At 64.1% G+C, this 26,453-nt stretch carries 17 protein-coding genes; 9 read left to right on the top strand and 8 right to left on the bottom strand.

Translation table 11 applies throughout. The annotated features are described in order from the left end of the window. Window positions 1-16: 16 nt before the first annotated feature. On the top strand, window positions 17-520 hold the full coding sequence (msrB, locus tag AB8717_RS18340; protein ID WP_443748761.1) for a peptide-methionine (R)-S-oxide reductase MsrB: 504 nt from the start codon (window positions 17-19) through the stop codon (window positions 518-520). On the opposite strand, the gene AB8717_RS18335 is transcribed toward msrB, so the two are convergent. Further along, the gene (locus AB8717_RS18335) at window positions 510-920 is read right to left on the bottom strand and encodes a hypothetical protein (protein WP_443748760.1); all 411 of its coding nucleotides are present in this window, start codon (window positions 918-920) and stop codon (window positions 510-512) included. The genes msrB and AB8717_RS18335 overlap by 11 nt on opposite strands. A gap of 79 nt (window positions 921-999) precedes the next feature. Between AB8717_RS18335 and AB8717_RS18330 the strand changes: the two genes are divergently transcribed. Then, on the top strand, window positions 1,000-2,355 hold the full coding sequence (locus AB8717_RS18330) for an esterase-like activity of phytase family protein (protein WP_443748759.1): 1,356 nt from the start codon (window positions 1,000-1,002) through the stop codon (window positions 2,353-2,355). 190 nt (window positions 2,356-2,545) lie between these two features. Here the strand turns inward: AB8717_RS18330 and AB8717_RS18325 are convergent, their stop codons facing one another. Next, window positions 2,546-3,979, bottom strand: coding sequence for an aldehyde dehydrogenase family protein (locus AB8717_RS18325; RefSeq protein ID WP_443748758.1), 1,434 nt, complete (start codon window positions 3,977-3,979; stop codon window positions 2,546-2,548). A 248-nt stretch (window positions 3,980-4,227) separates the two neighbouring features. On the opposite strand from AB8717_RS18325, the gene AB8717_RS18320 reads away from it, so the two are divergent. From AB8717_RS18320 to gltB, 4 genes are all read left to right on the top strand, one after another. Further along, window positions 4,228-5,388: a DegT/DnrJ/EryC1/StrS family aminotransferase gene (locus AB8717_RS18320; protein WP_443748757.1), complete on the top strand. Its 1,161-nt coding sequence runs from the start codon at window positions 4,228-4,230 to the stop codon at window positions 5,386-5,388. 345 nt (window positions 5,389-5,733) lie between these two features. Continuing rightward, window positions 5,734-7,020 (top strand): ammonium transporter, encoded by a 1,287-nt coding sequence (locus AB8717_RS18315; RefSeq protein ID WP_443748756.1) that lies wholly within the window; start codon window positions 5,734-5,736, stop codon window positions 7,018-7,020. Between the two features lie 373 nt (window positions 7,021-7,393). Then, window positions 7,394-8,863, top strand: a complete 1,470-nt coding sequence (locus AB8717_RS18310) for an NAD(P)-dependent oxidoreductase (protein WP_443748755.1) — start codon at window positions 7,394-7,396, stop codon at window positions 8,861-8,863. Continuing rightward, on the top strand, window positions 8,863-13,374 hold the full coding sequence (gene gltB, locus AB8717_RS18305; protein WP_443748754.1) for a glutamate synthase large subunit: 4,512 nt from the start codon (window positions 8,863-8,865) through the stop codon (window positions 13,372-13,374). The genes AB8717_RS18310 and gltB overlap by 1 nt, the downstream gene beginning before the upstream one ends. A gap of 58 nt (window positions 13,375-13,432) precedes the next feature. Here gltB and AB8717_RS18300 read toward each other — a convergent pair whose 3' ends face one another. The 3 genes from AB8717_RS18300 to AB8717_RS18290 form a co-directional block, all read right to left on the bottom strand. Continuing rightward, on the bottom strand, window positions 13,433-15,118 hold the full coding sequence (locus tag AB8717_RS18300; RefSeq protein ID WP_443748753.1) for a P-loop ATPase, Sll1717 family: 1,686 nt from the start codon (window positions 15,116-15,118) through the stop codon (window positions 13,433-13,435). Between the two features lie 110 nt (window positions 15,119-15,228). After that, window positions 15,229-16,152, bottom strand: a complete 924-nt coding sequence (locus AB8717_RS18295; protein WP_443748752.1) for a glycoside hydrolase family 16 protein — start codon at window positions 16,150-16,152, stop codon at window positions 15,229-15,231. A gap of 37 nt (window positions 16,153-16,189) precedes the next feature. Beyond that, window positions 16,190-18,736 carry a family 20 glycosylhydrolase gene (locus tag AB8717_RS18290; RefSeq protein ID WP_443748751.1) on the bottom strand — a complete coding sequence of 849 codons (2,547 nt, stop codon included), beginning with the start codon at window positions 18,734-18,736 and terminating at the stop codon, window positions 16,190-16,192. A 162-nt stretch (window positions 18,737-18,898) separates the two neighbouring features. On the opposite strand from AB8717_RS18290, the gene AB8717_RS18285 reads away from it, so the two are divergent. Together AB8717_RS18285 and AB8717_RS18280 are read left to right on the top strand one after the other, a co-directional pair. After that, window positions 18,899-19,450 (top strand): PadR family transcriptional regulator, encoded by a 552-nt coding sequence (locus AB8717_RS18285; RefSeq protein ID WP_443748750.1) that lies wholly within the window; start codon window positions 18,899-18,901, stop codon window positions 19,448-19,450. A gap of 1 nt (window position 19,451) precedes the next feature. Continuing rightward, a complete protein-coding gene (locus AB8717_RS18280; RefSeq protein ID WP_443748749.1) occupies window positions 19,452-20,297 on the top strand; it encodes a hypothetical protein in 846 nt (281 codons plus the stop codon). A gap of 57 nt (window positions 20,298-20,354) precedes the next feature. On the opposite strand, the gene AB8717_RS18275 is transcribed toward AB8717_RS18280, so the two are convergent. Further along, window positions 20,355-21,932, bottom strand: coding sequence for a RecQ family ATP-dependent DNA helicase (locus tag AB8717_RS18275; RefSeq protein ID WP_443748748.1), 1,578 nt, complete (start codon window positions 21,930-21,932; stop codon window positions 20,355-20,357). A 303-nt stretch (window positions 21,933-22,235) separates the two neighbouring features. On the opposite strand from AB8717_RS18275, the gene AB8717_RS18270 reads away from it, so the two are divergent. Next, window positions 22,236-24,293, top strand: a complete 2,058-nt coding sequence (locus tag AB8717_RS18270; protein WP_443748747.1) for a transglycosylase domain-containing protein — start codon at window positions 22,236-22,238, stop codon at window positions 24,291-24,293. A 75-nt stretch (window positions 24,294-24,368) separates the two neighbouring features. Here the strand turns inward: AB8717_RS18270 and AB8717_RS18265 are convergent, their stop codons facing one another. Together AB8717_RS18265 and AB8717_RS18260 are read right to left on the bottom strand one after the other, a co-directional pair. Further along, the gene (locus AB8717_RS18265) at window positions 24,369-25,127 is read right to left on the bottom strand and encodes a M48 family metallopeptidase (RefSeq protein WP_443748746.1); all 759 of its coding nucleotides are present in this window, start codon (window positions 25,125-25,127) and stop codon (window positions 24,369-24,371) included. Continuing rightward, window positions 25,114-26,364, bottom strand: a complete 1,251-nt coding sequence (locus AB8717_RS18260; protein ID WP_443748745.1) for a polyhydroxyalkanoate depolymerase — start codon at window positions 26,362-26,364, stop codon at window positions 25,114-25,116. The genes AB8717_RS18265 and AB8717_RS18260 overlap by 14 nt, the downstream gene beginning before the upstream one ends. Between the last annotated feature and the right edge of the window lie 89 nt (window positions 26,365-26,453).

The following is a 26,453-nucleotide window of genomic DNA, read 5'->3' as shown; positions in this document are numbered from 1 at the left end:
GATAAGGAGACCCCCAATGTCCGACTCCGCGGCCACCACCAAGACCTCTGCCTTAGGCTTCGACCTGACGCCGCCGACCGCCGACCAGATCAAGACGCTGGCTTCGCACCTCGATCCCGAGGCGCGGCGCATCCTGCTCGATCACGGCACCGAACCGCCCTTCTGCGGCAAGTTCGACGAGTACGAGGAAGACGGCGCCTATACCTGCAATCTGTGCGGCCTGCCGCTGTTCGACAGCCGCGCCAAGTTCCATTCGGGTTCGGGCTGGCCCAGCTTCTACCAGGGTATCGACAAGGACCATATCCGGTACCTGCGCGACAGCTCGCACGGCATGGTGCGCACCGAAATCCGCTGCGCGCGCTGCGACTCGCACCTGGGTCACGTCTTCGAAGACGGCCCACGCCCGACCGGCCGGCGCTACTGCATGAATTCGGTGGCGATGGACTTCGTGCCGGACGGCCAGCCTCTGCCCGATCGCCTCGGCCGTGGAACGCCGGAAGGCGAGCCGCTCAAGGCTTGACCGACCGTCTGGCCTCGCTGACCAGGGCCTCGAAGTCCGGGCCCTTCAACGCCGTCAACTCTTCCAGAAGCCGCTGGCGCCGAATGCCGGCGGCTTCTTTTTTGGCCTTATCGACATCGGTGACGACGTCGTTGAACTTGCGATAGGCGTCGCTCTTTTTGATCTCGGGCGACGCCTCATTCGCCATCTCGGCGACCAGGTCCATCATGCGTCCGATCTGGCGGCCGTAGGAATGTCTGGCCAGGACGTATTGCTCGGTCTCGGGTGAGGTCGAATTGTTTTCATTGATCGTCATGAACGACCAGCCGGGCAGGATGCTCTGGTTTAGATTGGTCGGCGCCAGCTTCAGCGCGTCGGCCCACCACAGGAACGGATTGGTAAAAGACGTACTGTCGGGCATCGCGACCTCCAGCGATTGTCATGCGCCTGTCATAAAGCAATCATAGGACGGCGCGCCGGTTTCCAGCAAGGGGTGTTCGATGCGCCGTTCCGTTCTGTTTCTTTCCGTAACCTGTTTTACCCTGGCCGCCGCCGCCCAGGCCGAGCCGCGTTTGCTGGCCACGGCGTCGCTCGACGCCCATGGGCACGACCTGTCGGCGGAAACCGCCGCGCCGCTGGAGAACGGCGTGGCCGGCAATCTCCTGGGCGGCATGGGCTCGGCGCTCGACTATGCCGGCGGCGACACCTTCATCGCCATGCCCGACCGCGGGCCGAACGCCAACAAATATAATCCAGTCGTCGACGACACCGCGTCCTATATTCCGCGCTATCATACCGTGACGGCGAAGCTGGTGCCCTCTACCGGCCCGCTGCCCTTCACCCTTTCGCCGCAACTGAGCGCCACCACGCTGATGTGGAGCCCCGAAGCCCTGGTCTACGGCGACGGCAAGTCCGCGAGCCTGCCCGACGGCGCGCCGAAGCTGAACGGCAAGGGCCGCTTCTACTTTACCGGCCGCTCCGACGGTTTCGATCCGAAAAAGGCCTCGTCCAATCCGCTCGACGCCCGTCTCGATCCGGAAGGCATCCGCGTTTCGGCCGACGGCAAGACCGTTTTCGTTTCGGACGAATACGGCCCGCACCTCTATCAGCTCGACCGCGCCACCGGCCGCCGCCTGCGCACCTTTACCCTGCCGGCCAACCTCGACGTGATGGCCTTAAGCGCGCACGGTGAGGACGAGATCTCGGGCAATACGTCCGGCCGCGAGGCCAACAAGGGCATGGAAGGCCTGGCCATCACGCCGGACGGCAAGACCCTGGTCGGCATCATCCAGACCGCGCTGTTGCAGGACGGCGGCGCCAAGGGTGGCGTGACCCGCATCGTCACGGTCGATATCGCCAGCGGCGCCACGCACGAATACGCTTATCCGCTGACCAATGTCGGCAAGGACGGCAAGGTCAAGTTCACCGGCATCAGCGAAATGGTGGCGATCAACGACCACGAACTGCTGGTCGACGAACGCGACGGCAAGGGCCTGGGCGACGGCACGCAGGCGGTCTTCAAGCACTTCAACCGCATCGACCTGTCGAAGGCAGAGCCCATCGACAGCCTGTCCGGCGCGGATGCGATCTCGGCAAAGGCCGTGACCAAGACGCTGGCCTTCGACCTGGTGGCCATTCTGACCAAGGGCGGCGTCGATCCGGCGACCATCCCGGCCAAGATCGAAGGCCTCGCCTTTGGTCCCGACGTCCAGCTTGACGGCAAGACCCTGCACACCCTTTGGGTGGTCAACGACAACGACTTCCTGGCGGAAGCCGACGGCCGCGACAATCCGAACCGTATCTTCGTCATCGGCTTTGACGATGCCGACCTGCCGGGCTTGAAGAAGGCTCGGTAAGAATCCGTCGCTACAAATACGAACGCCCCGTCCTCGCCGGACGGGGCGTTTTTCCTTGCCTCGAGCGCAAAAAAGCGGCGCCCCGTGAGGAGCGCCGCAAGTCGATCTGGATACGCTATACTCCAGTCTGAAAGTTAGAGCGGGAATTGATACCCGGTCTTGACGCCAAAGGCCTGGCCAGGTTCCTCGCCTAGAGAGGAAACTGGTAAGCCGTCTTGACAATCGTGTAGAATTCCTTGGCGTAGGCGCCCTGTTCGCGCGGGCCGTAGGACGAACCCTTACGGCCGCCGAACGGCACGTGATAGTCGACGCCGGCGGTCGGCAGGTTGACCATGACCATGCCGGCCTGGACGCGGCGCTTGAAGGTCTCGGCCGCCTTCAGCGACTTGGTGCAGATGCCGGCCGACAGACCCATTTCGGTGTCGTTGGCAACCTTGATGGCCTCTTCCAGGTCCTTGACGCGGATGACCGAAGCCACCGGGCCGAAAACTTCTTCCTTGTTGATCGACATGTCCGGGGTCGTCTTGTCGATCAGGGTCGGGGCGTAATAATAGCCCGGCGTGCCGAAGGTCAGGTCTTCGCCGCCGGCGACGACCTGGCCGCCTTCGGCCTTGGCCTTGGCGACGGCGTCGCGGGCGATGTCAAGCTGCTCCTGCGAAGCGATCGGGCCCATCTGGACGCCGTCGGCTCTGGAGTCGCCGACCTTGATGGCCTTGGCGGCGGCGGCGAGCGCGTTGACGAACTGGTCGGCAATGCCTTCGGTCACGATGATGCGCGACGAAGCCGTGCAGCGGTGGCCTGACGAGAAGAAGGACGAGTTCAGCACCGAGTTGACGGCGTTGTCGAGGTCGGCGTCGTCGAGGACGACGACCGGGTTCTTGCCGCCCATTTCGCACTGGATGCGCTTGCCCTTGGCGACAGCGGCGTCACGGACGCGCTGGCCGGTGGGCACCGAGCCGGTGAACGAGATGGCGTCGCAGCCGTCGATCATCAGCGGGCCGGCGACCGAGCCGCGCGCGAAGACGACGTTCAGCACGCCCTTGGGCAGGCCGGCGCGGTTCAGGATGTCGGCCAGTTCCCAGGCGCAGGCCGGGGTCAGTTCGGCCGGCTTGCACACGACCGTGTTGCCGAAGGCGATGGCGGGCGCCATCTTCCAGGCCGGGATGGCGATCGGGAAGTTCCAGGGGCAGATCAGGCCGATGACGCCGACAGGCTCACGCGTGATCTCGACCTTGACGCCCGGACGGACCGAGTCGAGGACTTCGCCGTGGGCGCGCAGGGCTTCGCCGGCAAAATACTTGAAGATATGGCCGGCGCGGGTGACTTCGCCGATGCCTTCCGGCAGGGTCTTGCCTTCTTCGCGCGACAGCAGCGCGCCCAGCTCGGCCTTGCGCGCCAGGATTTCGGTGCCGGCATTGTCCAGCACGTCGAAGCGCTGTTGCGGCGTCGAATACTGCCAGGTCTCGAAGGCGGCGCGGGCGGCGGCGATGGCGGCCTTGACTTCGGCTTCACCGGCGGTCGCATAGGTGCCGATGATGTCGTTGGTGTCCGACGGGTTGATGTCGTTGAAGGTCTTTTCGGTGGTGACCCACTCGCCGTTGATCAGGTTGCCTTTCAGCGCCATGTCTCTCTCCTGGCTGTTCGGTTTGACGTGGCTCTATAGGCCACAATGTTAGCGCTCACAAGGCGGATTTCCCGCCAAAGCGCCGGTAAGCGTTGCGCATATATAGTCAGACAATTGGCAAATGCCAGAGGCGATTTCGCCTAGGGGCTTAACTCTTTGAAATCTTGGGAAACGCCTTTTGAGGTGCATTCCCGGGCCCTGGTGTCTAAAGCCACGGTCAGAGATTTTCCAGTCAAAAGGCAGTCCCCATGGCAATCCCGTTCATCGATCTTGGCCAGCAGCGTCAGCGCATCGGTTCCGCGATCGAAAGCGCCGTGCTCAAGGTCATAAACCACGGCGCCTATATCATGGGGCCGGAGGTGAAAACCTTCGAAGCCGACATGAACGTCTTTGCCGGTTCGAAACATTGCCTCTCTTGCGCCAACGGCACCGACGCCATCGAACTGATCCTGCTGGGTCTGGGTATCGGCAAGGGCGACGCGGTCTTCGTGCCGACCTTTACCTTTGTCGCCACGGCCGAAGTCGTGCCGATGACCGGCGCCGAGCCCGTCTTCGTCGATATCGACGCCCGGACCTATAATATCGACGTCGCAAAGCTCGACGCCACGATCGAAGCGGTGAAGACGGAAGGGCGCCTCAAGCCCGCCGCCATCATCGCCGTCGACCTGTTCGGCCAGCCCGCCGACTATCCCGCACTTTCGAAGATCGCGCAAAAGCACGGCCTGCCGCTGATTTCGGACGCGGCGCAGGGCTTCGGCGGCACGATCGACGGCCGCCAGTCGCTGGAATGGTGCGTCGCCACGGCCACCAGCTTCTATCCCGCCAAGCCCCTCGGCTGCTACGGCGACGGCGGCGCGGTCGTCACCAATGACGACGCGCTGATGGACCGCATGATCTCGTACCGCGTCCACGGCGGCGCTACGGCGGCTGACGTCGCCGAACACAAGTTCGAGCACGAGGCCAAGTACCTCAATGTCCGCATCGGCATGAATTCGCGCCTGGACACCATCCAGGCCGCCGTGCTGGTCGAAAAGCTGCGCATCTTCGGCGAGGAGATAGACATGCGCCAGGCCGTCGCGGCGCGCTACGCCGAAAAGCTGGCCGGCAAGGTCGTGAGCGTGCCCTTCGTCAAGGACGGCTACGTCTCGACCTGGGCGCAGTACACGATCGAGCACGAGAACCGCGACGGCCTGCAGGCGCATCTGCGTAATGCCGGTATTCCGACCGCGGTCTATTATCCGATCCCGCTGCATCGTCAGCCAGGCTATGCGGCGTTCAATGCGGGCGGCTGCGACCTGTCGGTCTCGGAGCAAAAGGCCGCGTCGGTGATCAGCCTGCCGTTCAGCCCGTATCTTGACGAGGCGACACAGGACCATATCGTTGCAGCGATTGCCGCCTTTAACGGATAATCATTCTCCGTTTTTGCGAACGCGAGCAATATTTTACCCGTAGGGCGCGGCTTTTTGCCTTTCCTTCGGAAATTTTCTCAAAAGATGTCGGGCTTTGGGAAAATTTGACTTTCAAAGTCATCCACATCTTGCTATTGGACTGAAATCATACCGTCACATTTCGCACGTGCACACGAGTGCATCTTTGGATGCAGCCCGGATGCGCGTGTTTGTGGCTTCTAAACGCTAGGGCATGATGATTTTAGCTTCGCTCAAATCCATGCTCCAGATTTTTGTTTTGTCGCGCAATGTGTCCAAAAAGTGCGTCACACTTTTTAGACCGCGCTCTAGGGGTATCTGGGCTATATGACTGTCGCTACGGCCGTGACCGCCACCTCCGGAAGTGCTGCGCCGCACCTGCTGGCGCATCAGGCGACGCTTGCGCTGAATTCCGGCGACACCGCGTGGATGATCGCCGCGACGGCCCTGGTCCTGTTCATGACCGTGCCGGGCCTGGCCCTTTTCTACGGCGGCATGGTGCGCAAGAAGAACCTGCTGTCGACCATGGCCCAGTCGGTCGCCGTGACCGTCATCGCCTCGGTCATCTGGGTCCTGATCGGCTACAGCCTGGCCTTCGGCGTCGGCTCCGGCCAGGCCAACAATTTTATCGGCAGCTTCGATGCCGCCCTGCTGCACGGCGTGCGCCTCGACACCGCCTATAATGCCGCGCCGCAACTGCCCGAATATCTGTGGATCGCCTACCAGATGACGTTCGCCATCATCACCCCGGCCCTGATCGCCGGGTCGGTGGTCGAACGCATGAAGTTCTCGGCCTTCATCCTGTTCATCGCCCTGTGGAGCGTCCTGGTCTATGCCCCGATCTGCCACTGGGTGTGGGGCGGCGGCTTCCTGGCCAAGTGGGGCGTCCTCGATTTCGCCGGCGGCGCCGTCGTCCACGTCAATTCCGGTGTCGCTGGCCTGGTCGCCTGTCTGGTCATCGGCAAGCGCAAGGGCTTCGGCCGCGACAACATGGCGCCGCACAATCTCGGCTTCACCATGATCGGCGCCTCGATGCTGCTGGTCGGCTGGCTGGGCTTCAACGCCGGTTCCGAATGGAAGGCCGATGCCCTGGCTTCCGTCGCCGCGCTCAATACCATCGTCGCCACCATGACCGGCGCCATCGGCTGGATCGTGCCGGAATGGATCGAGCGCAAGCAGCCGACCCTGCTCGGCATGATTTCCGGCATGGTCGCGGGCCTGGTCGCCATCACGCCGGCCGCGGGCTTCGTCAGCCCCGGTGGCGCGCTGCTGATCGGCCTGATCACGGGCCCGCTGTGCTATGTTTCGACCACCTATGTGAAGAACATGTTCCGCTACGACGACAGCCTCGACGCGTTCGGCGTCCACGCCGTCGGCGGTTTCTTCGGCGCGCTGCTGACCGCGGTGTTCGCGGACACGACAATCAATTCCGCCGGAGCGGGCGCCAACGTGCTCAAACAGCTGGGCGGCCTTGCGGCCGTCATCGCCTGGAGCGCGGTGGTGACATTCATCATCCTCATGATCTGCAAATACACGACAGGCCTGCGTGTAACAGACGAAGAGGAAATCGAAGGCCTCGATATGTCGCAACACGGGGAGAGCCTGCACGGATAGTCCGGACCGGCTCAAGGCTTGGAAACAAACCTCCCCCCTCGCGACATGGTCGGCCGAGGGGGTTCGTGCGTTAAGAACCCTTGTCGCTATCACGTCTTTGGCACGTCTTTGGCAGGTTCTTTGCCATCAAAGTCTGCGCAAAAAGGCGCTTTGTGTGTTAAAAGGCAGGTCTTCCGGAGTGGACGCCTGTCAGGTTGAGACGAAAATCGGTATCAATTGATACCGCTACGGCATTTTTGCCATCAGACCGGAAAATCCGGCACGGCAAAAAGGCAGGACTGACAATTTAACTTTCCCGCGCCGGCATTTTGGGTTTGAAGGCGCGGTTCCTCCGCCGGGCTGTTCCGGCGCGTAACTGGAAGGACGTTAGGCCATGACCGGCGAAACGAACCGCTTTGTTGTCGAGAAGAAAAAGACTCCGCAGAAGTCGGATGCGAAGACACGCATCACAAACTTCAACGAGATCTATGCCGACTTCAAGCCGGTACAGGCCACAGAGCAGGCCTCGCGTTGCGCCCAGTGCGGCGTGCCGTTCTGTCAGCACGGCTGCCCCTTGCAGAACAATATCCCCGACTGGCTGCGCCTGACCGCTGAAGGCCGTGTCGAAGAAGCCTACCTGCTGTCGTCGCAGACCTCGACCCTGCCGGAAATCTGTGGCCGCATCTGCCCGCAGGACCGTCTGTGCGAAGGCTCCTGCGTGCTGGAACAGTCGGGCTGGGAAAACATCACCATCGGCGCTGTCGAGCGCTATATCAACGACCAGGCCTTCGAAAACGGCTGGATCCAGCCGATCGAGCCGGAAGTCGAACGCGCCCAGTCGATCGGCATCATCGGCTCCGGACCGGCCGGCATCGCTGCCGCCGACCGCCTGCGCACGCTCGGCTACAAGGTCACGGTCTATGACCGCTACGACCGTGCCGGCGGCCTGCTGGTCTACGGCATCCCCAGCTTCAAGCTGGAAAAGGACGTCGTCGCCCGCCGCACCAACCGCCTGGCCCAGTCGGGCGTCGAGTTCGTGCTCAACTGCGACATCGGCAACGACGTCACGTTCGAGGACCTCCAGGCGAAGCATGACGCCATCCTGGTCGCCACGGGTGTGTACAAGGCGCGCAAGCTCAGCGTACCGGGCTGCGGCTCGAAGGGCGTTGTGCCGGCGCTCGACTACCTGATCACCGCCAACAGGAAGGGCTTCGGCGACGCCGTGCCCGACTTCGACAGCGGCCGTCTCGACGCCAAGGGCAAGACCGTCGTCGTCATCGGCGGCGGCGACACGGCCATGGACTGCGTGCGCACGGCCACCCGCCAGGGCGCCAAGTCGGTGTCCTGCGTCTACCGCCGCGACCGCGCCAACATGCCGGGCTCCGACCGCGAAGTGTCGAACGCCGAGGAAGAAGGCGTGCGCTTCGAATGGCTGGCCGGTCCCAAGGCCGTGCTAGGCGATGCCGACAAGGTCACGGGCCTCAAGATCCAGCGCATGCGCCTGACCACGCCGGACGCGCAAGGCCGCCAGGGCATCGAGGACATCCACGGCGCCGAAAACGACCTGCCGGCCGACCTGATCATCGAAGCCCTGGGCTTCGAGCCGGAAAACCTGCCGGTGATGTTCAACACGCCGGGCTTGGAAACGACCCGCTGGGGTACGCTGCGCGTCATGGCCGGCGAATTCCAGACGACGGTTCCGGGTGTCTTTGCCGCTGGCGACATCGTGCGCGGGGCTTCGCTGGTCGTCTGGGCCGTACGCGAAGGCCAGGACGCCGCTGCCGATATCCATCACTATCTCAAGACCCAGTTGCTGGCTGCCGCCAACGATGGCGAAGCTCAACTCGCGGGAGTTGCCGAATAATGACCCAGTTCGATTCTCACCAACACTACCTCTCGCAGCGTCAGGCCCTGATCGACGGCAACGCCTATGATCCGGCCATGGAACGCGACGCCTGCGGCGTCGGCGTCGTCTGCTCGATCGACGGCACGCCCCGCCGTGAAGTCGTCGAACTGGCCGTCAAGGCGCTGAAGGCCCTGTTCCACCGCGGCGCGGTCGACGCCGACGGCAAGTCCGGCGACGGCGCCGGCATCATGATCTCGGTGCCGCAGGACTTCTTCCGCGAACAGGTGCGCAATATCGGCCACAACCCGCGTCCGGGTCCGGTCCTGGTCGGCCAGGTCTTCCTGCCGCGTTCCGACCTCGGCGCCCAGGAAGCCGCCCGCACCATCGTCGAGTCGGAAATCCTGCGCTCGGGCTTCTACCTCTACGGCTGGCGCCAGCCGCCGGTCGACGTGACGCAACTGGGCGCCCGCGCCTCGGCGACCCGCCCCGAGATCGAACAGATCATGATGGCGGCGCCGGAAGGCCTGGAAGGCGAAGCGCTGGAACGCGCCATGTTCCTGTGCCGCCGCCGCATCGAAAAGCGCGTCGATGAAGCCAACCTGGAATGCTATATCTGCTCCTTCTCGGCCCGCACCCTGATCTACAAGGGCATGTTCCGCGCCGAGCTGGTCGACGACTTCTATCTCGACCTCAAGGACCCGCGCATGGTGTCCAGCGTGGCGATCTTCCACCAGCGCTTCTCGACCAACACCTTCCCCGAATGGCGCTTGGCCCAGCCCTTCCGCATGCTGGCGCACAACGGCGAAATCAACACGCTGCGCGGCAACGTCAACTGGATGAAGTCGCACGAGATCCGCATGGCGGCCGCGACGTTCGGCGAGAACGACCGCGACGTGAAGCCGGTCATCCAGCCGCGCGGCTCTGACTCGGCCGGCCTCGACAACGTGTTCGAACTGCTGGTCCGCGCCGGCCGTTCGGCCCCGATGGCCAAGGCCCTGCTGATCCCCGAAGCCGTCGCCAAGGACACGACCGTGTCCGACGCGCACAAGGCGCTCTACGCCTACTGCAACGCCGTCATGGAGCCGTGGGACGGTCCGGCCGCCATCTGCGCCACCGACGGCCGCTGGGTCGTGGCCGGCAAGGACCGCAACGGCCTGCGTCCGCTTCGCGTCGCCGAAACTAATGACGGCCTGCTGATCGTCGGCTCCGAAGCCGGCATGACCGGCATCGCCGAAGACCGTATCGCGCGCCGCATCCACATCGCGCCCGGCCGCATGATCGCCGTCGACCTGGAGGAGGGCAGGCTCTTCTCCGAAACCGACCTGATCGACGCGCTCGCCAAGAAGCACGACTATAGCGGCTGGCTCGAAAACATGATCGAGCTCGAGCCCCTGATCGCGCCGGGCCCGGAGCCGCGCACCCTGCACGGCGAAGAGCTGAACCGCCGCCAGATCGCGGCCGGCTTCACGCTGGAAGACCTCGACTCCGTGCTCGACCCGATGGTCAAGGACGGCAAGGAAGCCATCGGCTCGATGGGCGACGACACGCCGCTGGCCGTGCTGTCGGAACAGTGGCGGCCGATCGCCCACTATTTCCGCCAGAACTTCGCCCAGGTCACCAACCCGCCGATCGACCCGTTGCGCGAAGCCTCGGGCATGTCCCTGCGCACGCGCTTCAAGAACCTCGGCAACATCCTGGCCGAGGACGAGGCCCAGACCAACGTCTTCGTGCTGGAAAGCCCCTTCCTGACGACGCTGATGTACGAACGCATGATCACGTTCGACAAGGCGGGCAAGGTCGCGACGCTCGACTGTACCTTCGCTGTCCCCGCGGAAGAGGCGAAGCCGGGCGAGTCCCTGCGCGGCGCACTCGAGCGCCTGCGCGACGAAGCCGTCACCGCTGTCGAAGGCGGTGCGTCGATGATCGTCCTGACCGACGAAAACCTGGGCGCGGAAAAGATCGGCGTGCCGATGATCCTGGCCTCGGCCGCGGTGCATTCGCGCCTGGTGCAGAAGGGCCTGCGCTCGTTCGTGTCGATCGTCGTCCGTTCGTCCGAAGCCATGGACCCGCACGCCTTTGCCGTGCTGGTCGGCGTCGGCGCGACCGCGATCAACCCGTACCTGTCGCTGGAACTCTTGCAAGAGCGTCTGGCGCACGGCCGCTATCAGGGCCTCGACGAGCACAAGGCCTTCCTCAACTACAAGAAGGCCATCGAAGCCGGCCTGATGAAGATCCTGGCCAAGAAGGGCATTTCGGTCATTTCGTCGTACCGCGGCGGCTATGAATTCGAAGCGCTCGGCCTGTCGCGCGCCCTGGTCGCCGAGTACTTCCCGGGCGTGACCTCGCGCATTTCGGGTATCGGCCTGTCGGGTATCGAGCAGAAGCTGGCGGAGCTGCACAAGCGCGCCTTCGGCGCCAAGACGCCCGTCCCCTCGATCGGCGGCTTCTACAAGCTGCGCGCCGCCGGCGAGACCCACTACTATCAGCCGAAGCTGATCCACCTCCTGCAGGACGCGACGACGCGCGACGACTACGAGACGTTCAAGACCTATTCGGGCCTGGTCGCCAAGATGTCGAAGACGGCGCCGACCAGCCCGCGCGACCTTCTTGCGCTGAAGCCGAAAGCCCAGGCGGTTCCCATCGAGGAAGTCGAAAGCGTCAACGAGATCCGCAAGCGCTTCGTCACTCCGGGCATGTCGCTCGGTGCGCTCAGCCCCGAGGCGCACGAGACCCTGAACATCGCCATGAACCGCATCGGCGCCCGCTCGGTGTCGGGCGAGGGCGGCGAGGATCCGGAACGCTATGTCCGCCGCGCCAACGGCGACAACCCGAACTCGGCCATCAAGCAGATCGCGTCGGGCCGCTTCGGCGTCACCGCCGAATACCTGAACCAGTGCCAGGAAATCGAGATCAAGGTCGCGCAGGGCGCCAAGCCCGGCGAAGGCGGTCAGCTGCCGGGCTTCAAGGTCACGGAATTCATCGCCCGCATGCGTCACTCGACGCCGGGCGTGGGCCTGATCAGCCCGCCGCCGCACCACGACATCTATTCGATCGAAGACCTGGCGCAGCTGATCTACGACCTGAAGCAGATCAACCCGACCGCCCGCGTCACCGTCAAGCTGGTGTCGCAGTCGGGCATCGGCGCGGTCGCCGCCGGCGTCGCCAAGGCAAAAGCCGACGCGATCCTGGTCTCGGGCCAGGTCGGCGGCACGGGCGCCTCGCCCCTGTCGTCGATCAAGTTCGCCGGCCTGCCGTTCGAACTGGGCCTGTCGGAAGCGCATCAGGTGCTGACGCTCAACAACCTGCGCGGCCAGATCCGTCTGCGCGCCGACGGCGGCATGCGTACGGGCCGTGACATCGTCATCGCCGCCCTGCTCGGCGCCGAAGAGTTCGGCATCGGTACGGCGTCGCTGGTCGCCATCGGCTGCCTGATGGTCCGCCAGTGCCAGTCGAACACCTGCCCGGTCGGTGTCTGCGTGCAGGACGAACGCCTGCGCGCCAAGTTCACCGGCACGCCGGAAAAGGTCATCAACCTCTTCACCTTCATCGCCACCGAAGTGCGCGAAATCCTGGCCGACCTCGGCCTGCGCACGCTTCAGGAAGCGGTCGGCCGCACCGACCTTCTGCAACAGGTGTCGCGCGGCGGCGTCCACCTCGACGACCTCGACCTCAACCCGCTGCTGGTCAAGGTCGAGATGGACGAGAACGCCATCATCACCCCACCGACCGAACGCAATGCGGTCGCCGACACCCTGGACGCCAAGATCGTCCAGGACGCCGCCTACGTCCTGCAGCGCAAGGAAAAGATGCAGCTGACCTACGATGTGCGCAACACCATGCGCGCCATCGGCACGCGCACCTCGTCGCACCTGGTCCGCCAGTACGGCAACACCCTCGACGAAGGTCATCTCAAGCTGGAACTGCGCGGTTCGGCCGGCCAGTCGCTGGGCGCATTTGCCGTCAAGGGCTTGCTGATCAACCTGATCGGCGAAGCCAACGACTATGTCGGCAAGGGCCTGTCGGGCGCCACCATCGTCATCCGTCCGAAGGTCTGGCACGAAGGCCAGGCCCTGGCCGGCAACACCATCCTCTACGGTGCGACCTCGGGCCAGCTGTTCGTGGCGGGCGCGGTCGGCGAACGCTTCGGCGTGCGTAACTCGGGCGCGACGACCGTGGTCGAAGGCGTCGGCGCGCACGGCTGCGAATATATGACGGGCGGCAAGGTCGTGATTCTCGGCAAGGTCGGCGGCAATTTCGGCGCCGGCATGACCGGCGGCGTCGCCTATGTCTACGATCCGGACTCTACCCTGACCGCATATGTCAACGGCGAGGGCATCACGCTGCGCGCTGTGCCCGACGACTATGCCGGCGAGCTGCACGGGCTGATCACCCAGCACTATGAGCGCACCTTCTCGCCCAAGGCCAAGGCGCTGCTCGACGACTGGGATACGGCGCTCAAGGCCTTCGTTCAGGTCATGCCGAACGAAATCCTGGCCCTGCAAAAGAAGCAGGAAGCCAAGATCGCTTAAAGCCAAACGAAAAGGCGGCCTGGAAAGGCCGCCTTTTTTATCTTGCCCGAGGGCCGGATCAGAGTGCGTCGTCTCTAGCGAGCGCGCGGCCGAGGGCCGGGCGATAGATGCTGGCCACGGTCAGCTGGTGAGACCCCTTGGGGGCGCTTCCCCGCAGTTCGTCCTCGGCACTGCGGTTTTTGACGAACAGGTGATGCTCGTAACAGTAGGCCAGCGTCTCCCTGGCCAGCCGCTCGTCTCCGCCGGAAATCGACGTCCAGTCCATCAGCAGGTCGGACACCTTGCGCTTCACATATCCCGACGCCATCAGGTCCCGCAGATTGCCGAGGTAAGGCTCCAGGCGCCGGTGGATCATCAGGTTGTACCGGGAGGTCAGGGTCAGCAGCTTGTCGTAGGATATTTTCTCGATGGCGTAGCTGGTCGCTTCCTTGCTCAGCAGGTACCGCATGCTGCCGTGCTGGTCCGATTGCAGGAAGGCGATCTCGCAGTCGCGCGAATAGTGCAGGAAGGTGATGAAGTCCCGGGGATTATAGTCCGTTCCATCGATCGCCAGCTGCGCCATGATCCTGGACAGCAGGGAATTGTCGGCATTCTTTTCGTCAAGGTCGTCGTTGGCCTGGCCGAATTCCGGCTTTTCGAAGATGGACTTCAGCACGGACACCTGCTTCCGCGTCTTTTCCAGCACGGTGCCCAGTATGACGTCCTGGGTCCGGGTCTTGGCGAAGTCGTTGCCGCCGAACGTCTCGGCGATGCGAAGATGCAGCGGCCGTCCCAGGTACTCGACGATGCCGGGATTGGACAACAGGCGGCGCACCAGCAGCCACAGCAGGTGCGTCTTGTCCCAGCGCAGCTCCTGTACCGACGTCGTCAGGTAGTCCGGATTGGTAAGCCCCAGGGCGATCGCCCGCCTGAGGGCCTGGGTCTGCAGGAACAGGCGCAGGCGGATGTGGCTGAAGCTGATCATGTCCTCGTGGCAGCGCAGGAGCCCGTTGACCGCCTGAATTTCCGTATGCGGCATCCGCGAAAACACAACGTCGAGCTTGTCAAGGGCCACCCAGAAGGTCACGCCCATGGCCGCCAGCGCGCTGTGCAGGTGTTGCAGCAGGCTCGACCACGAGACCTTCAGGTCCTGCGACGGCTGGGTCGGCATCGGCGTCACGATGCTGGACCGGGAAATCATCGTGTCGTTCATCTGTCCGCCCATCATGCCGTTGGCGGTCATCGAGGACCGGCGGAAGACCTCTTCGTAGGACAGCCCGCCGCGGGTTTCCCAGACGAACTGCGAAAGGCGCGACAGAAACAGCCGGTTGTTCGGGTTGTTGTCGAGAAGCTGCTTGGCCTTCAGATAGTCGATGATCTCGCGGCAGACCGTCCAGTTTTCCTGCAGGATCTTGCCGGCGCACAGCACCAGTATGTAGCAGAACCAGAAGTCGTCCCACCGGAAGCCTTCCGGCACGTCCTGCGGCAACTGGTCGATAAGATCGAGATGGTTGCCGTGGATGACGTGGATGTTTCTTTCCGCCAGTTCCGCAGGCGCTTCCTGAATAAGCGCGGTGTACATGGCGCTCTTGCCGCTGCCCTTCTTGCCGTGGACGATGTCGACGTCTCCGCTCAGCAGGCGATCCCAGGCGTAGGTCGAAACGAAGAATTCCTTCAGCCGGGCTTGCTCGTGTTCGGCGTCCGCATGGCCGAACTTGGAGGCCTGAAGCCACTCCAGCTTTTCCTGAACAGTCCTGTTTTTCATGTGCGTTCTCCCGGATGAAGGCAGATTTCGCCTTTCGGGATAGCACGGGTATGCGGCGGCCCGCTTACCGCCGCTAACAACCTTCAGCCGGCTGACGATCGGGACGGCCGCTACTGCTGGTAGACGCGGACGTAATCGACCTGCATTGAGCGGGGCAGCGCGCTGTCGTCGACCGCGCCCGCCCAGCTGCCGCCCATGGCGACATTGAGCAGCAGGTACTGCCGGCCGTCGAACGGCCACTGATCGTAGCCGGTATGGGCATTGACGTAGCTGTCGTAGATCGTGCCGTCGACGCCGATGTCGATGCGCTCGGATGTCCAGGTCAGCTGATAGACGTGGAAGCTGCCGCAGGCGTCAGCGATCGAATGCGCCGTGCCGTCACCATTGTGGCCCTGGTTGAAATTGTCGTGGATGGTGCCGTAGACCGTGTTGGGATCGCGGCCCAGTTCTTCCATGATGTCGATCTCGCCGTCCTTCGGCCATGACCCGGCGCTGCCCACCATCCAGATGGCCGGCCAGGTGCCGTTGCCGCACGGCAGCTTGGCGCGGATTTCGAAATAGCCGTACTGCCAGTCGGCCTTGTTGCGTGTGATGATGCGCGCCGACGAATAGTGCTGGCCGGCATAGTCGGGCGAACCCGTCATGTCTTCCTTGCGGACGGTTATGTTGAGCGACCCGCCCTGCTGCTGGTCGTTTTCCAGGCGCGCAGCGGTGTAGTATTGCAGCTCGCCATTGGCCGGGTCGTAGGTGTTGGCGAAGGTGTCGTCGCTCCACTTGGTGCTGTCGGGCAGGCCGGTGCCGTTGAATTCGTCGCTCCACACCAGGTGATAGCCCGCCGGCACCAGGCCGGAATCGGAAGACGAGGACGAACTGCTGGAACTGGCGCTGCTTGAGCTCGAACCTGAGCTTGAGCTTGAGCTTGAGCTGAAGCCACCGGACCCGCCCGAACCCGATCCGCCGGACGCGCCCCCGCACGCCGACAAGGCGCCGGCCGCGATCACCGCGGCAGCCGAAAACTGCACAAGCCTACGCATACGCCACTCCCTGAAACGCCGGATGTATCCCCGGCTGTTATGGTTTTACGGTCACGGTGCGGCTGACCCGTCGGCCCGACGGCGCCACCGTGCGCACCGCGACCTCACCCGTCACGGCGACCGGACCACTATAGGGCACCCAGCGGCCGTTGGCGATGCGGTACTCGATCTTCAGTCCGGCGATCGGGGCATTGGCTTCCAGCTTGCCGTCGGCAATACGTGCGCCCGGCACGGGCAGGCGATAGGCGATACCGGCGGTGTCGAGATGCTTCAGCTCAGGCACCAGCTTCGCCTGGAAGCCCTGCCAGTCGGCGGCTAGCCTGTCGGCGGGCACATTGCCGTCGCCATAGCTGTAAGATTTGCCCGCCACATAATCGGGTTCCCAGTCCGCGCGGTGCCAGGCGCGTTCGGCGACGGCCAGGGTGCGCGGGAACAGCATATAGTCGGCGATGGCGTCGCTGCGCACCGTCTCGCTCCACAGCTGGCCCTGCATGCCGGCGATGCGGTGGCCGGGCTGTAGCGGCGTCGGGTCGGCGATGGTGGCGCCCTGGCTGTAGGACGTCATCATGACCGAGGCATTGGCGCCCAGGTTTTCCGGCATGAAGGCGAAGACCTTGTAGAGGTCGGTCTGGCGTGACGCCCAGTCATAGCCGCGTTCGAAGCCGTCTGCCGCTTGCGGCATGTCGAGATAGAGCACGTCTGGCGTCGACATGACGACGTCCCAGCCCTGGTTGGCCTGGCGGTAGGCGTCCGCTGCCCCGCCGCTGAACAGGCCGCCCCAGCTGTTCGACTGGACCTTCTGCGGCATCTGCTTCGGATCGACGCTGCCCATGCCGTCGCTCCAGCCGGCGGGCTCTATGCCCTTTTCGCCCAGGATGTCGGACACCTTGGTGATGAAGCGCGCGCCCAGCTGATGGATGTCGAGATGCTCGTCGGCCATCATCTTTTGACAAGCGGGCGATCCTGTCCAGGCGCCGGCCGTCTCGTCGGTACCGATATGGTAGATGTGCAGCGGCAGGCCAGCCTCGTCGTGCATCGCCTTGATGCTTTCCATCACCGTGTCGATGAAGGCGTAGGTCGAGGGCAGGCAGATGTTGAGCGTATTGTCGTCATAGTGCTGGATCGAGCTGTAGACAGTGGTGTCGGCCGGATCTTCCAACCGGTACTGCGACGCCTCGGCCGGCTTGCCGGCAGCCATCAGGTGGCGATAGCGCGCCTCCATCGCGCGCACGGCGGCGCGGCTGTGGCCCGGCATGTCGAAGGACGGAATGACTTCGATGTGGTGGGCCTTGGCGGCCTTGAGGATGTCGATATAGTCGGCGCGGGTGAGGTAGCCGTTGACGCCCGCCGGATTGTCGGGGCCGCCGCCGAGCTGCGGCAGCAGGCATGTGTCTTCCTTGAGGTCGTGGCAGCGCCTGGAGCCGATGTCGGTCAGCTCCGGCAGGCCCGGAATCTGCAAACGCCAGCCTTCGTCGTCGGCCAGGTGCAGATGCAGGCGGTTCAGCTTGTAGCGGGCCATCGCGTCGATGACCGTCAGGATGTGCGCCTTGGATTCGAAATTGCGCGCCAGGTCGAGATGCAGGCCGCGGAAGCCGAAGCGCGGCGCGTCTTCGATGTCGAGCGGCCTGAGGTGGCCGTGTTCGTAATCGGCCTGCTGGCCGAGCGAGGTCAGGGCATAGGCCGCGCCCGCGCTGTCGGCGGCGGTGATGGCGACGGCGCCGGCCTTCGCCTCGATATGGTAGGACTCGGGCTGGCCGGGCTTTAGGGTGATGGTCACGGGCACGCCGCCCCTGGCCGGCTTCAGCCCGGACTCCTTCAGCGCCGCCGCCAGCTCGGTCATCGGCACGGTCGTGTTCAGTGCGATGCCTTTTGTCAGGTCGAGCGCTGGCCCGTCAAGATGTTGCGCCTTCAGCGGTGTCGGCAGGATGGCGAATTCGGGCGCGGCAGCCGTTTCCGTGCGCGCGGCCGTCTGGTCGTAGAGGCGCTGGGGCGTCAGCCATTGCGTCTTGTCGGCGGCGTTCTGCGTGCCGAGATGGGCTTCGTCGGTAAAGGGCGTGACGAAGGGCAGACGTTCCTCGCCGGTCTCGGTATCGGTCTTGCTGCGTGCCGAAGCGATGACGCGGGGTTTCAGGCCGTCGGCGGCGACATAGGCGTTGGGAATCAGGAAGTAGGGCGAGAACAGGTGCGCCGACGCCATCAGGCCGATGCGGTAGGTCCTGCCCGGTGTCAGTGTCACGCCGGCCTTCGGGGAAATACGATACAGGTCGCCATTGATGTGCGTCACGTCGAAAGCGTCGCTTTGCGACGGCAATAGCGGCGAGACAAAGCTGGCATAGATGGCCCAGTTCGATTTCGGCAGGGCCTTGGGCAGGGTCAGGTCGAGGTCGAGGTGAAAACACGCCTGTTGCACGGGCTTGTCGGGGCAACCGGCCAGCACCTTGTTGTCGGTGACGGTGATGTGATAGCCGAGGTTGGACGCGAAGCCGTCGAACCGCGTCTGCGGCGAGGGCGCCTTATGTGCCGCCAGGGCGGGTGTCGACAGCAGGCTGGCTCCCAGAAGCAATCCGCGCAGCAATTTCGACATCGGTTTCTCCCTGTTCCGTTCCGAAGACCGTGGCGCGGATTTCCGCGGCTGTCAACGGCGGCATGAGACCTTTTCATAATCTATATAATACCAATTTAGAGCCATTTGACAAATAATACGATTCGTACTATTGGTTAGTCGAGATAATACGGATCGTACTATATGCCGGCCAAGGTCACGCCTCTCGGATATGCTTTGCTGGGCCTGCTGCGTGGGGAACCGCGCTCGGGCTATGCCCTGCGCAAGGTGTTCGAGACGACGCTGCTGGGAAACTATTCCAGCAGTCCGGGCAGCATTTATCCGGCGCTGAAAGGTCTGGAGAAGGCCGAGCTGATTGCGGCCGAACCCATCGCGCGCGGCAATGTCTTCAGCCTGACGCCCATGGGGCGTGAGGCGCTCGACGCCTGGTTGACGGCGCCCGCGCAGGGGGAACCGGCCGATATCCTGATGTTGCGCTTTGCCTTTCTGCAGGAACTTGGGCGCCCCGAAGTGACGCGCGCCTTCCTGATTTCCTTCGCCGACGCCGCGCGCGGCAGCCGCGATGGCATCCGCGCCTTCATGGCCGGCGATATCGGACCGTCCATGCCGCTGCAAAGCCGGCTGGCGGTCGATTTTGGCCTGCGCAACGTCGAAGCTCAGCTCGCCTGGGCGGAAAACGCCTTGAAACAGCTTGAAGACCACTGGAGCCAGAATGCTCCGCAAACGGGAGGGTAGAATGTCGTATCTCAAAATCGCCGGCAAATGGCTGGCTGTCCTGGTGGCCGTGGCCGTCGGAACGGTCGTTGGAGGCATGCTCGGGCTGGCCGTGTTCCATCCCGTCCTGACGCCTCCGCCGCCGCACGATGGGCCGCTGGACGTCACGCAATCCATGTTGCTGGTCAGCGCGGTGTTCGCCGTACTGCTGTCACTGATTGCCTCACGCCTGCGGGGCAGCTTCTGGCTGCGCGCGCTGGTCCTGTTCGGCGTCGTCTATACGATCACCACGGTGCAGTCGCTGGATGAGGCCGTCTACTTCCGCGACTATGTCAAGCTGTCCATGCCGGGCATCTATATGAGCGCGGTCAGCGGCCTGGTGCGCGATGCCCTGTCGGCCCTTGTCGCGGCCTGGGTCTGGCGGGGCGCGGACGGGGAAACCGAACGCTTTACCGGCCTGTGGTGGCGTGTCGCTCTGATCGCGCCGATCTATGTCGTTTTCTATTTTGCCGCCGGCGCCTGGATCGCGTTCCAGGGCGAGGCCCTGCGCGCCTATTACGACCAGGGCGCACACATCGACCAGACGCCGCTGATCCTGTTCCAGGTCTTTCGCAGCCTGATCTGGTCGGCCGCCGCCTTCGCCGCCGTGCGCCAGATGACCGGCCCGGGCTGGTCGCGGGCGCTGATCGTGGGCTTCAGTTTCTCGCTGTTCATGGCGACGGTGCTGTTTGTCCCCAACGGCTTCATGCTATGGGACGTGCGCAAGTTCCATATGGCGGAGATCGGCGTGTCTAACCTGCTGTTCGGCTTTGTCGCCGCGTCGATCCTCTTGGGCGGCCGGAAGATAGTCACCTCCAGCGGCGATTGATCGCCGTTGGCAAGGGCGCCTGCCCGCCGCTGAAAAACGACCTTATCTCATCGGTCCCTATGACCGATGAGATAAGGCTGGCGCCGTCAGTCTGAGGTCGCCCTTGAACAGCGACTTGACCAGCGTGACATCGCGCAGTCCGACGATCGGCATGCGGTCCTGATAGAGCTCTTCCTCTATCAGGCCGTGGGCCTCGCACAGGTCGAGCGCGTGGGCCAGAAGGTTGGCGTCATAGCCCTTGCCCTTGGCGACGCCGAAGGTCGTCATTCTGGTGGTGAAGTCGGGGCCATTGGCCTTGCCCAGCACATGGTCGACCAGCTTCTTGCGGCCGCGCGGCCCGTTCATGCGCGCCAGGGCCGACATCAGCATCTGGGCGGCTTCGGTGACGTCGGTCGCCTTGCCGCGGCTGAGGCAGTTGTCGCAGGTGCCGCAGGCCTCGACGCCGTGCTCGCCGAAGTAGCCGCGCACCTGCTGTTTGCGGCAGGTCTGGCCCAGCACCATCTGGAAGAAGTCGCGCGCCTTCTGTTTTTGTACGGATTGATCCGGCGCGCCTTCGTTTTCGCGCAGGGTCAGGCGGCGGACTGCCCAGCCGAGGTCGCCGGAACTGTAGAAGCAGACTCCGGACGCCGGCTTGCCGTCGCGCCCGGCGCGTCCGACCTCCTGCCAGTAGGCCTCCATCGACGACGGCGGGTCGGCGTGGATGACGAAACGCACATCGGCCTTGTTGATGCCCATGCCGAAGGCGATCGTGGCGACCATGATTTTCGACTTGCCCGACAGGAAGGCGGTCAGCCGCTCCTCGCGCGTCCTGGCCGGCAAGCCGGCGTGATAGGCGGCGGCCGAGAAGCCTTCGGCCTTTAGCGCTTCGGCCAGTTTTTCGGTGCCGTCGCGCGATCCGCAATAGACGATGCCTGTGGCGCCCTTCTGGCGGCTCAAGGTCTCGATGACCGCCTTGTGCGCGCTGACCTTGCGGCGGACGAACCGCAATGACAGGTTCGGCCGGTCGAAGCTGGTGACGATCTCGACGGCGTCGTCGATATGCAGCGCTGCCTTGATGTCGGCGCGCGTATGGGCGTCGGCGGTGGCAGTCAGCGCCAGGGTCGGCACGCCCGGGAAGAAGGACTTGACCTGCCCCAGCAGGCGGTATTCCGGACGGAAGTCGTGGCCCCACTGGCTGATGCAGTGCGCCTCGTCGATAGCTATGACATTAAGCTTCAAACGGCCCAGTGCGTCGCGCACGAAGGGGTTGTTCAGCCCTTCCGGAGACATGTAGAGCAGGTCCAGATTGCCCGAGCGCGCCGCATCCCAGATGTCGCTGCGCTCGGCCGACGCCTGGCTGGAATCGAGCTTGGCCGCCCGCACGCCCCTGGCCTCAAGCGCCTGCACCTGGTCGCTCATCAGCGCGATCAGCGGCGAGATGACCAGGCCCAGGCCCGGCTGCAGGATGGCGGGAATCTGGTAGCACAGGCTTTTTCCGCCGCCGGTCGGCAGCACGGCCAGCACGTCCTGGCCTTTCAGCACCGCCGAAATGACGGCGGCCTGCTGCCCGCGGAAGGCATCGTAGCCGAAGACACGCTTAAGCGTGTTCTCGGCATCGGCGAGGGACGGGGCGGGGGAAAGCAGATCGGCGGTCATTGGGCCTGCGAAAAAGCGGTACTGTAAGGAACCACGCGTTTTGCGGGCGAACACTTGTGGAACATAGCGCGACCCGGGCAAAGCGCAAGGTGCCGGCCGGCTGTTTTCGCCGCCGGCAGCCCGGAAAGCCTGCCCTGCTTTGGTCAAAATGCGCTGCTTATTCTGCCCTTACGGCCCGGGCGCGCGATCATTGCAGAGGTTTCACGCGACAGGGTTAAAGAGTTTGGTTATAACCGGCCGGTCATCGGGGCGATGCGCAAGTCCGGGGGGAAGCCTTCGGGCGTGATTTAGTGAGGATCATACATGGCGAAGGCTAGCCCTCCGGGCGGAGGACGCAAGAGCAGCGGACGCACGCCCGCACAGGCTGCAGTGTATTGGGGAACGGTCGGAGCGATCTGGGTGGTTATTTTTACGGTCGTCTTCCTGGGCGCCATGGCTGTCGACCTGCCCGACATCAAGAAGCTTCAGAACACCCAGCAGCAGCACGCCATCACCTATCTCGACCGTTCGGGCGCCCTGATCGCCGTGCGCGGCGGCAGCCAGTACGCCGCCCCGGTCGATATCGACCAGCTGCCGACCTATGTGCCCCTGGCCTTCGTGGCGATCGAAGACCGCCGATTCTTCACCCATCCGGGCTTCGACCCCATGGGCATGGGCCGCGCCGTCGTGCGCAACGCCTTCCGCCACAAGGGCTCGAACCTGGCCGGCGGCTCGACCATTACCCAGCAGCTGGCGCGCAACCTGTTCCTGTCGGCCGACCAGAACATGAAGCGCAAGGTGCAGGAAATCATGATCGCGGTGTGGCTTGAGCACAAGTACACCAAGAAGCAGATCCTGGCCCTGTACCTCAACCACGTCTATTTCGGCGCCGGCGCCTACGGCATCGAGGCCGCGTCGGAGCGCTACTTCAACAAGCAGGCCAAGGACCTGACTGTTGGAGAGGCAGCGATGCTGGCCGGCCTGATGAAGGCGCCCAACTCCTATTCGCCGCTGTCCGACAAGGAACGCGCCGGCCGCCGCGCCACCATCGTGCTCAACGAAATGGTCGACGCCAAGGTCATCACGCCGGAACAACGCTCGGACGCCCTGTCGCACCCGATCACCGTGTCGAAGTCGCTGGCCACGGCCCACGCCCAGTACTTCATCGACTGGCTCGATTCCAACACCCGCGCCCTGGTCGGCGATCCCAAGGAAGACCTGATCGTCGAAACGACCCTTGACCTGCCGATCCAGACCGACGCCGAACATGCCGTCCAGACGATCATGGCCCGCGACGCCAAGAAGGGCGTCCAGCAGGCGGCCCTGGTCTCGGTCGACGGCGAAGGCCGCATCCGCGCCATGATCGGCGGCGTGTCGTACGCCGACTCGCAGTTCAACCGCGCCACCATGGCCTATCGTCAGGCCGGTTCGTCGTTCAAGCCGTTCGTCTATCTCACGGCCATGGAAGCCGGCTACCAGCCGACGACCCCGGTGGTCGACGAGCCCTATTCGATCGGCGACTGGTCGCCGCAGAACTTCGAAAAGACCTATATGGGCGTGATCGACCTGCAGACGGCCCTTGCGGAATCGATCAACACGGTCGCCGCCCGCCTGGCCAACGACGTCGGCCGCGACAAGGTCGCCGCCACCGCCCACCGCATGGGCGTTACCTCGAAGATCAACACCGATCCGGCCATGGCGCTGGGCACCTCGGAAGTGTCGCCGATCGAAATGGCCCAGGCCTATATTCCGTTCTCCAACGGCGGCTTCAAGGCGACGGCTCACGGCATCATCCGCATTCGCACGGCCAGCGGCAAGCTGCTGTACCAGTACCGCGAGTCCAACCAGGACGGCGGCCGCGTGCAGGTCGTCAACAACCCGCCGCTGACCGAGATGAACCAGATGATGCGCGGCGTCGTCCAGCACGGCACCGGCGCGGGCGTCAACATCCCGGGCTACGACCTGGCGGGCAAGACCGGCACGACCAGCGACTTCCGCGACGCCTGGTTCGATGGTTATACCGGCGGCTTCGTCACCGTCGTCTGGGTCGGCCGCGACGACAACACGCCGATGAAGAAGGTGACCGGCGGCTCGACTCCCGGCGCCATCTGGAAAACCTACATGTCCTCGGCGCTCAAGCGTATCCAGGTCAGCCCGATCCCTGTCGGACCGGCGGATTCGTCGCTGGGCACCGTGGCGGAAGGCGCGCTCCAGGACCTGCTTGGCACCCAGGCCGGCCAGGTCCAGGCCTCGCAACAGGCGCCCGAAAACGGCGTCCCGGCGCCCGTCACCATGCAGCCCATCCCCAATCCGGAAGAAAAGCCGAAGAAGGATGGATCGCTGGACGACGTCTTCAGCCAGGCGCAGCAGAAGAACCAGTAAGCAGGGGCACGGCCCCTGCACCCGGACGTCTAACTCAGGCACGGCTTCTCTAACGAGGCCGTGCCTGACGCGTTTTCAGCCTTTAAGATCTTTCGCGGCAGCGTATTTGAACAGCTCGTGGCCGCGCGCCTTCAGCCAGGCGCGCCCCGGCTTGTACGGCTTGCCCAGCAGTTCGTTGACCGTCGCCCAGAAGGCCGGGCTGTGGTCCGGATGGCGCAAATGCGCGACCTCGTGCGCCGCCAGGTATACCAGCACATCGGTCGGCGCCATGATGACCCGCCAGCTGTAGCGGATCGACTTCTTCGACGGCGAGCAGGAGCCCCAGCGCCCATGGGCGTCGAACAAGGATACCTTGACGCCCGATACGCCGAGCTTTGACGCCAGGCGGTCGGTTTCGAGCTGGAAGGTCTTCTGCGCCTGGGTGCGCAGGTAACGCTCGACGCGTCGCGCATAGGTCGCCACGTCGCCGCTGCTGACAAGTTGCCACGACCCGTCGGCCTGCTGCTCGGCCTTGGGCGAGATCACGCCCGTGCGCTCGGCCAGCATGACGGGATAGCCTTTGATGGTCAGTTGCATGCCCGGCGCGAACGGTACCGGCCGCGACTGGCCGCGTCGCGTTTCCAGAATCCAGTCGTGCCGCGTCTTCGCGAACTCGACCGCGTCCTTCAGATATTTCGGCCGCGGCGCCGTGACGATGGCGTCGCCGGTGCGATTATCGATGCGCACGGAAATACGGCGCGCGCGTTCCGAAACGCGCAGCCGCACCAGATAGTCCCCGAAGTCGAGGACCTGTCCAGGCTCGTATTCGCTGACCTTGCGGTCAGGCGAGAACATCGTTCTTGGCGATGAAGTCGCGGATGCGGGGATAGATGCTTTCGCGGAACCGGCGGCCGTTGAACACGCCGTAGTGGCCGGCGCCCTTCTGCACGTACAGTTCCTTCTTGTCGTCCGGAATGTTCGGGCACATGGCGTGCGCCGCCTGGGTCTGGCCGACACCGGAAATATCGTCCTTCTCGCCTTCGACCGTCATGAGGGCGACGTCGGTGATCGAACGCGTATCGACCAGCCGGCCCTCGTGGGCGAGCTCCCCCTTCGGCAGGGCGAACTTCTGGAATACCAGGTCGATGGTCTGGAGATAGAATTCCTCGGTCAGGTCCAGCACCGACAGGTATTCGTCGTAGAATTCCAGGTGCTTCTGGGCGCTTTCGCCGTCTTCCTCGACCAGCGAATTGAAATATTCCCAGTGCGCGTCCGTGTGGCGCTCCTCGTTCATGCTCATGAAGCTGTAGAGCTGGACGAAGCCCGGATAGACACGGCGGCCGACGCCCGGATAGGGGGGCGGCACGGTGTGCACCATGTTCGAGCGGAACCAGGTGAAGGGCTTTTCCTGCGCCAGGTTGTTGGTCACGGTCGGATTGAAGCGCGCGTCGATCGGCGAACCCATGAATGTCATGGAGGCTGGACGGCACGGATCCTTGTCCTCGCTCATCAGGCAGGCGGCGGCCAGCACCGGCGGTCCCGGCTGACACACCGCGACCACGTGCACGCGGCTGCCGATGACCTTCAGCATGTCGCGGATATGGTTGATGAACGAATAGAAGTCGAAGCGGCCTTCCAGCACGGGCACCTGGCGCGCATTGGCCCAGTCGGTGATGTAGACGTCGTGGTCGAGCAGGAATTCCTGCACCGTGCCGCGCAGAAGCGTCGCATAGTGGCCCGACAGGGGGGCGACGATCAGAACGGCGGGCGCGGCGGTCGACCGGCCGGCGCGGCGCAGGTCTGAATTGTCACGCTGGAAGCGCAGCAGCTTGCACCAGGGGCTCGACCAGTCTTCGATGATCGAGACGCGCACCGGATGATTGTTGATCGTGACCTGATCGATGCCCCATTCGGGCTTGCCGTAGCGCCGGGTGATGTTCGAGAACAGCTCGGCCGAGGCGTAAAGCGTCCGCCCGATGGCCGTGTCCGACGCCGGATTGAGCTTTGAGCCCCAGAAATCGCGGGTCATCTGCGCCAGCGCGCGGAACGGCGCCGCGCTGTAATAGGCATATTCGTGAAGCGAATAGAGCATCAGGGTTTTACTCGGTTACCGACATGTGTAGCTAACACTAGCACGGGCATGCTGCCAATTGGTTACGGCCATATCAATTATATTGTGAT

The organism is Asticcacaulis solisilvae, assembly GCF_052327315.1.
GTDB lineage: Bacteria > Pseudomonadota > Alphaproteobacteria > Caulobacterales > Caulobacteraceae > Asticcacaulis > Asticcacaulis solisilvae_B.
The sequence above is the reverse complement of the archived record's forward strand: the minus strand, read 5'-3'. Positions and strand labels throughout refer to the sequence as shown.

Bases quoted from the DNA above. Each gene is read 5' to 3' on its own strand.
- msrB (WP_443748761.1), top strand. From the start codon at position 17: ATGTCCGACTCCGCGGCCACCACCAAGACCTCTGCCTTAGGCTTCGAC.
- AB8717_RS18335 (WP_443748760.1), bottom strand. From the start codon at position 920: ATGCCCGACAGTACGTCTTTTACCAATCCGTTCCTGTGGTGGGCCGAC.
- AB8717_RS18330 (WP_443748759.1), top strand. From the start codon at position 1,000: ATGCGCCGTTCCGTTCTGTTTCTTTCCGTAACCTGTTTTACCCTGGCC.
- AB8717_RS18325 (WP_443748758.1), bottom strand. From the start codon at position 3,979: ATGGCGCTGAAAGGCAACCTGATCAACGGCGAGTGGGTCACCACCGAA.
- AB8717_RS18320 (WP_443748757.1), top strand. From the start codon at position 4,228: ATGGCAATCCCGTTCATCGATCTTGGCCAGCAGCGTCAGCGCATCGGT.
- AB8717_RS18315 (WP_443748756.1), top strand. From the start codon at position 5,734: ATGACTGTCGCTACGGCCGTGACCGCCACCTCCGGAAGTGCTGCGCCG.
- AB8717_RS18310 (WP_443748755.1), top strand. From the start codon at position 7,394: ATGACCGGCGAAACGAACCGCTTTGTTGTCGAGAAGAAAAAGACTCCG.
- gltB (WP_443748754.1), top strand. From the start codon at position 8,863: ATGACCCAGTTCGATTCTCACCAACACTACCTCTCGCAGCGTCAGGCC.
- AB8717_RS18300 (WP_443748753.1), bottom strand. From the start codon at position 15,118: ATGAAAAACAGGACTGTTCAGGAAAAGCTGGAGTGGCTTCAGGCCTCC.
- AB8717_RS18295 (WP_443748752.1), bottom strand. From the start codon at position 16,152: ATGCGTAGGCTTGTGCAGTTTTCGGCTGCCGCGGTGATCGCGGCCGGC.
- AB8717_RS18290 (WP_443748751.1), bottom strand. From the start codon at position 18,736: ATGTCGAAATTGCTGCGCGGATTGCTTCTGGGAGCCAGCCTGCTGTCG.
- AB8717_RS18285 (WP_443748750.1), top strand. From the start codon at position 18,899: ATGCCGGCCAAGGTCACGCCTCTCGGATATGCTTTGCTGGGCCTGCTG.
- AB8717_RS18280 (WP_443748749.1), top strand. From the start codon at position 19,452: ATGTCGTATCTCAAAATCGCCGGCAAATGGCTGGCTGTCCTGGTGGCC.
- AB8717_RS18275 (WP_443748748.1), bottom strand. From the start codon at position 21,932: ATGACCGCCGATCTGCTTTCCCCCGCCCCGTCCCTCGCCGATGCCGAG.
- AB8717_RS18270 (WP_443748747.1), top strand. From the start codon at position 22,236: ATGGCGAAGGCTAGCCCTCCGGGCGGAGGACGCAAGAGCAGCGGACGC.
- AB8717_RS18265 (WP_443748746.1), bottom strand. From the start codon at position 25,127: ATGTTCTCGCCTGACCGCAAGGTCAGCGAATACGAGCCTGGACAGGTC.
- AB8717_RS18260 (WP_443748745.1), bottom strand. From the start codon at position 26,364: ATGCTCTATTCGCTTCACGAATATGCCTATTACAGCGCGGCGCCGTTC.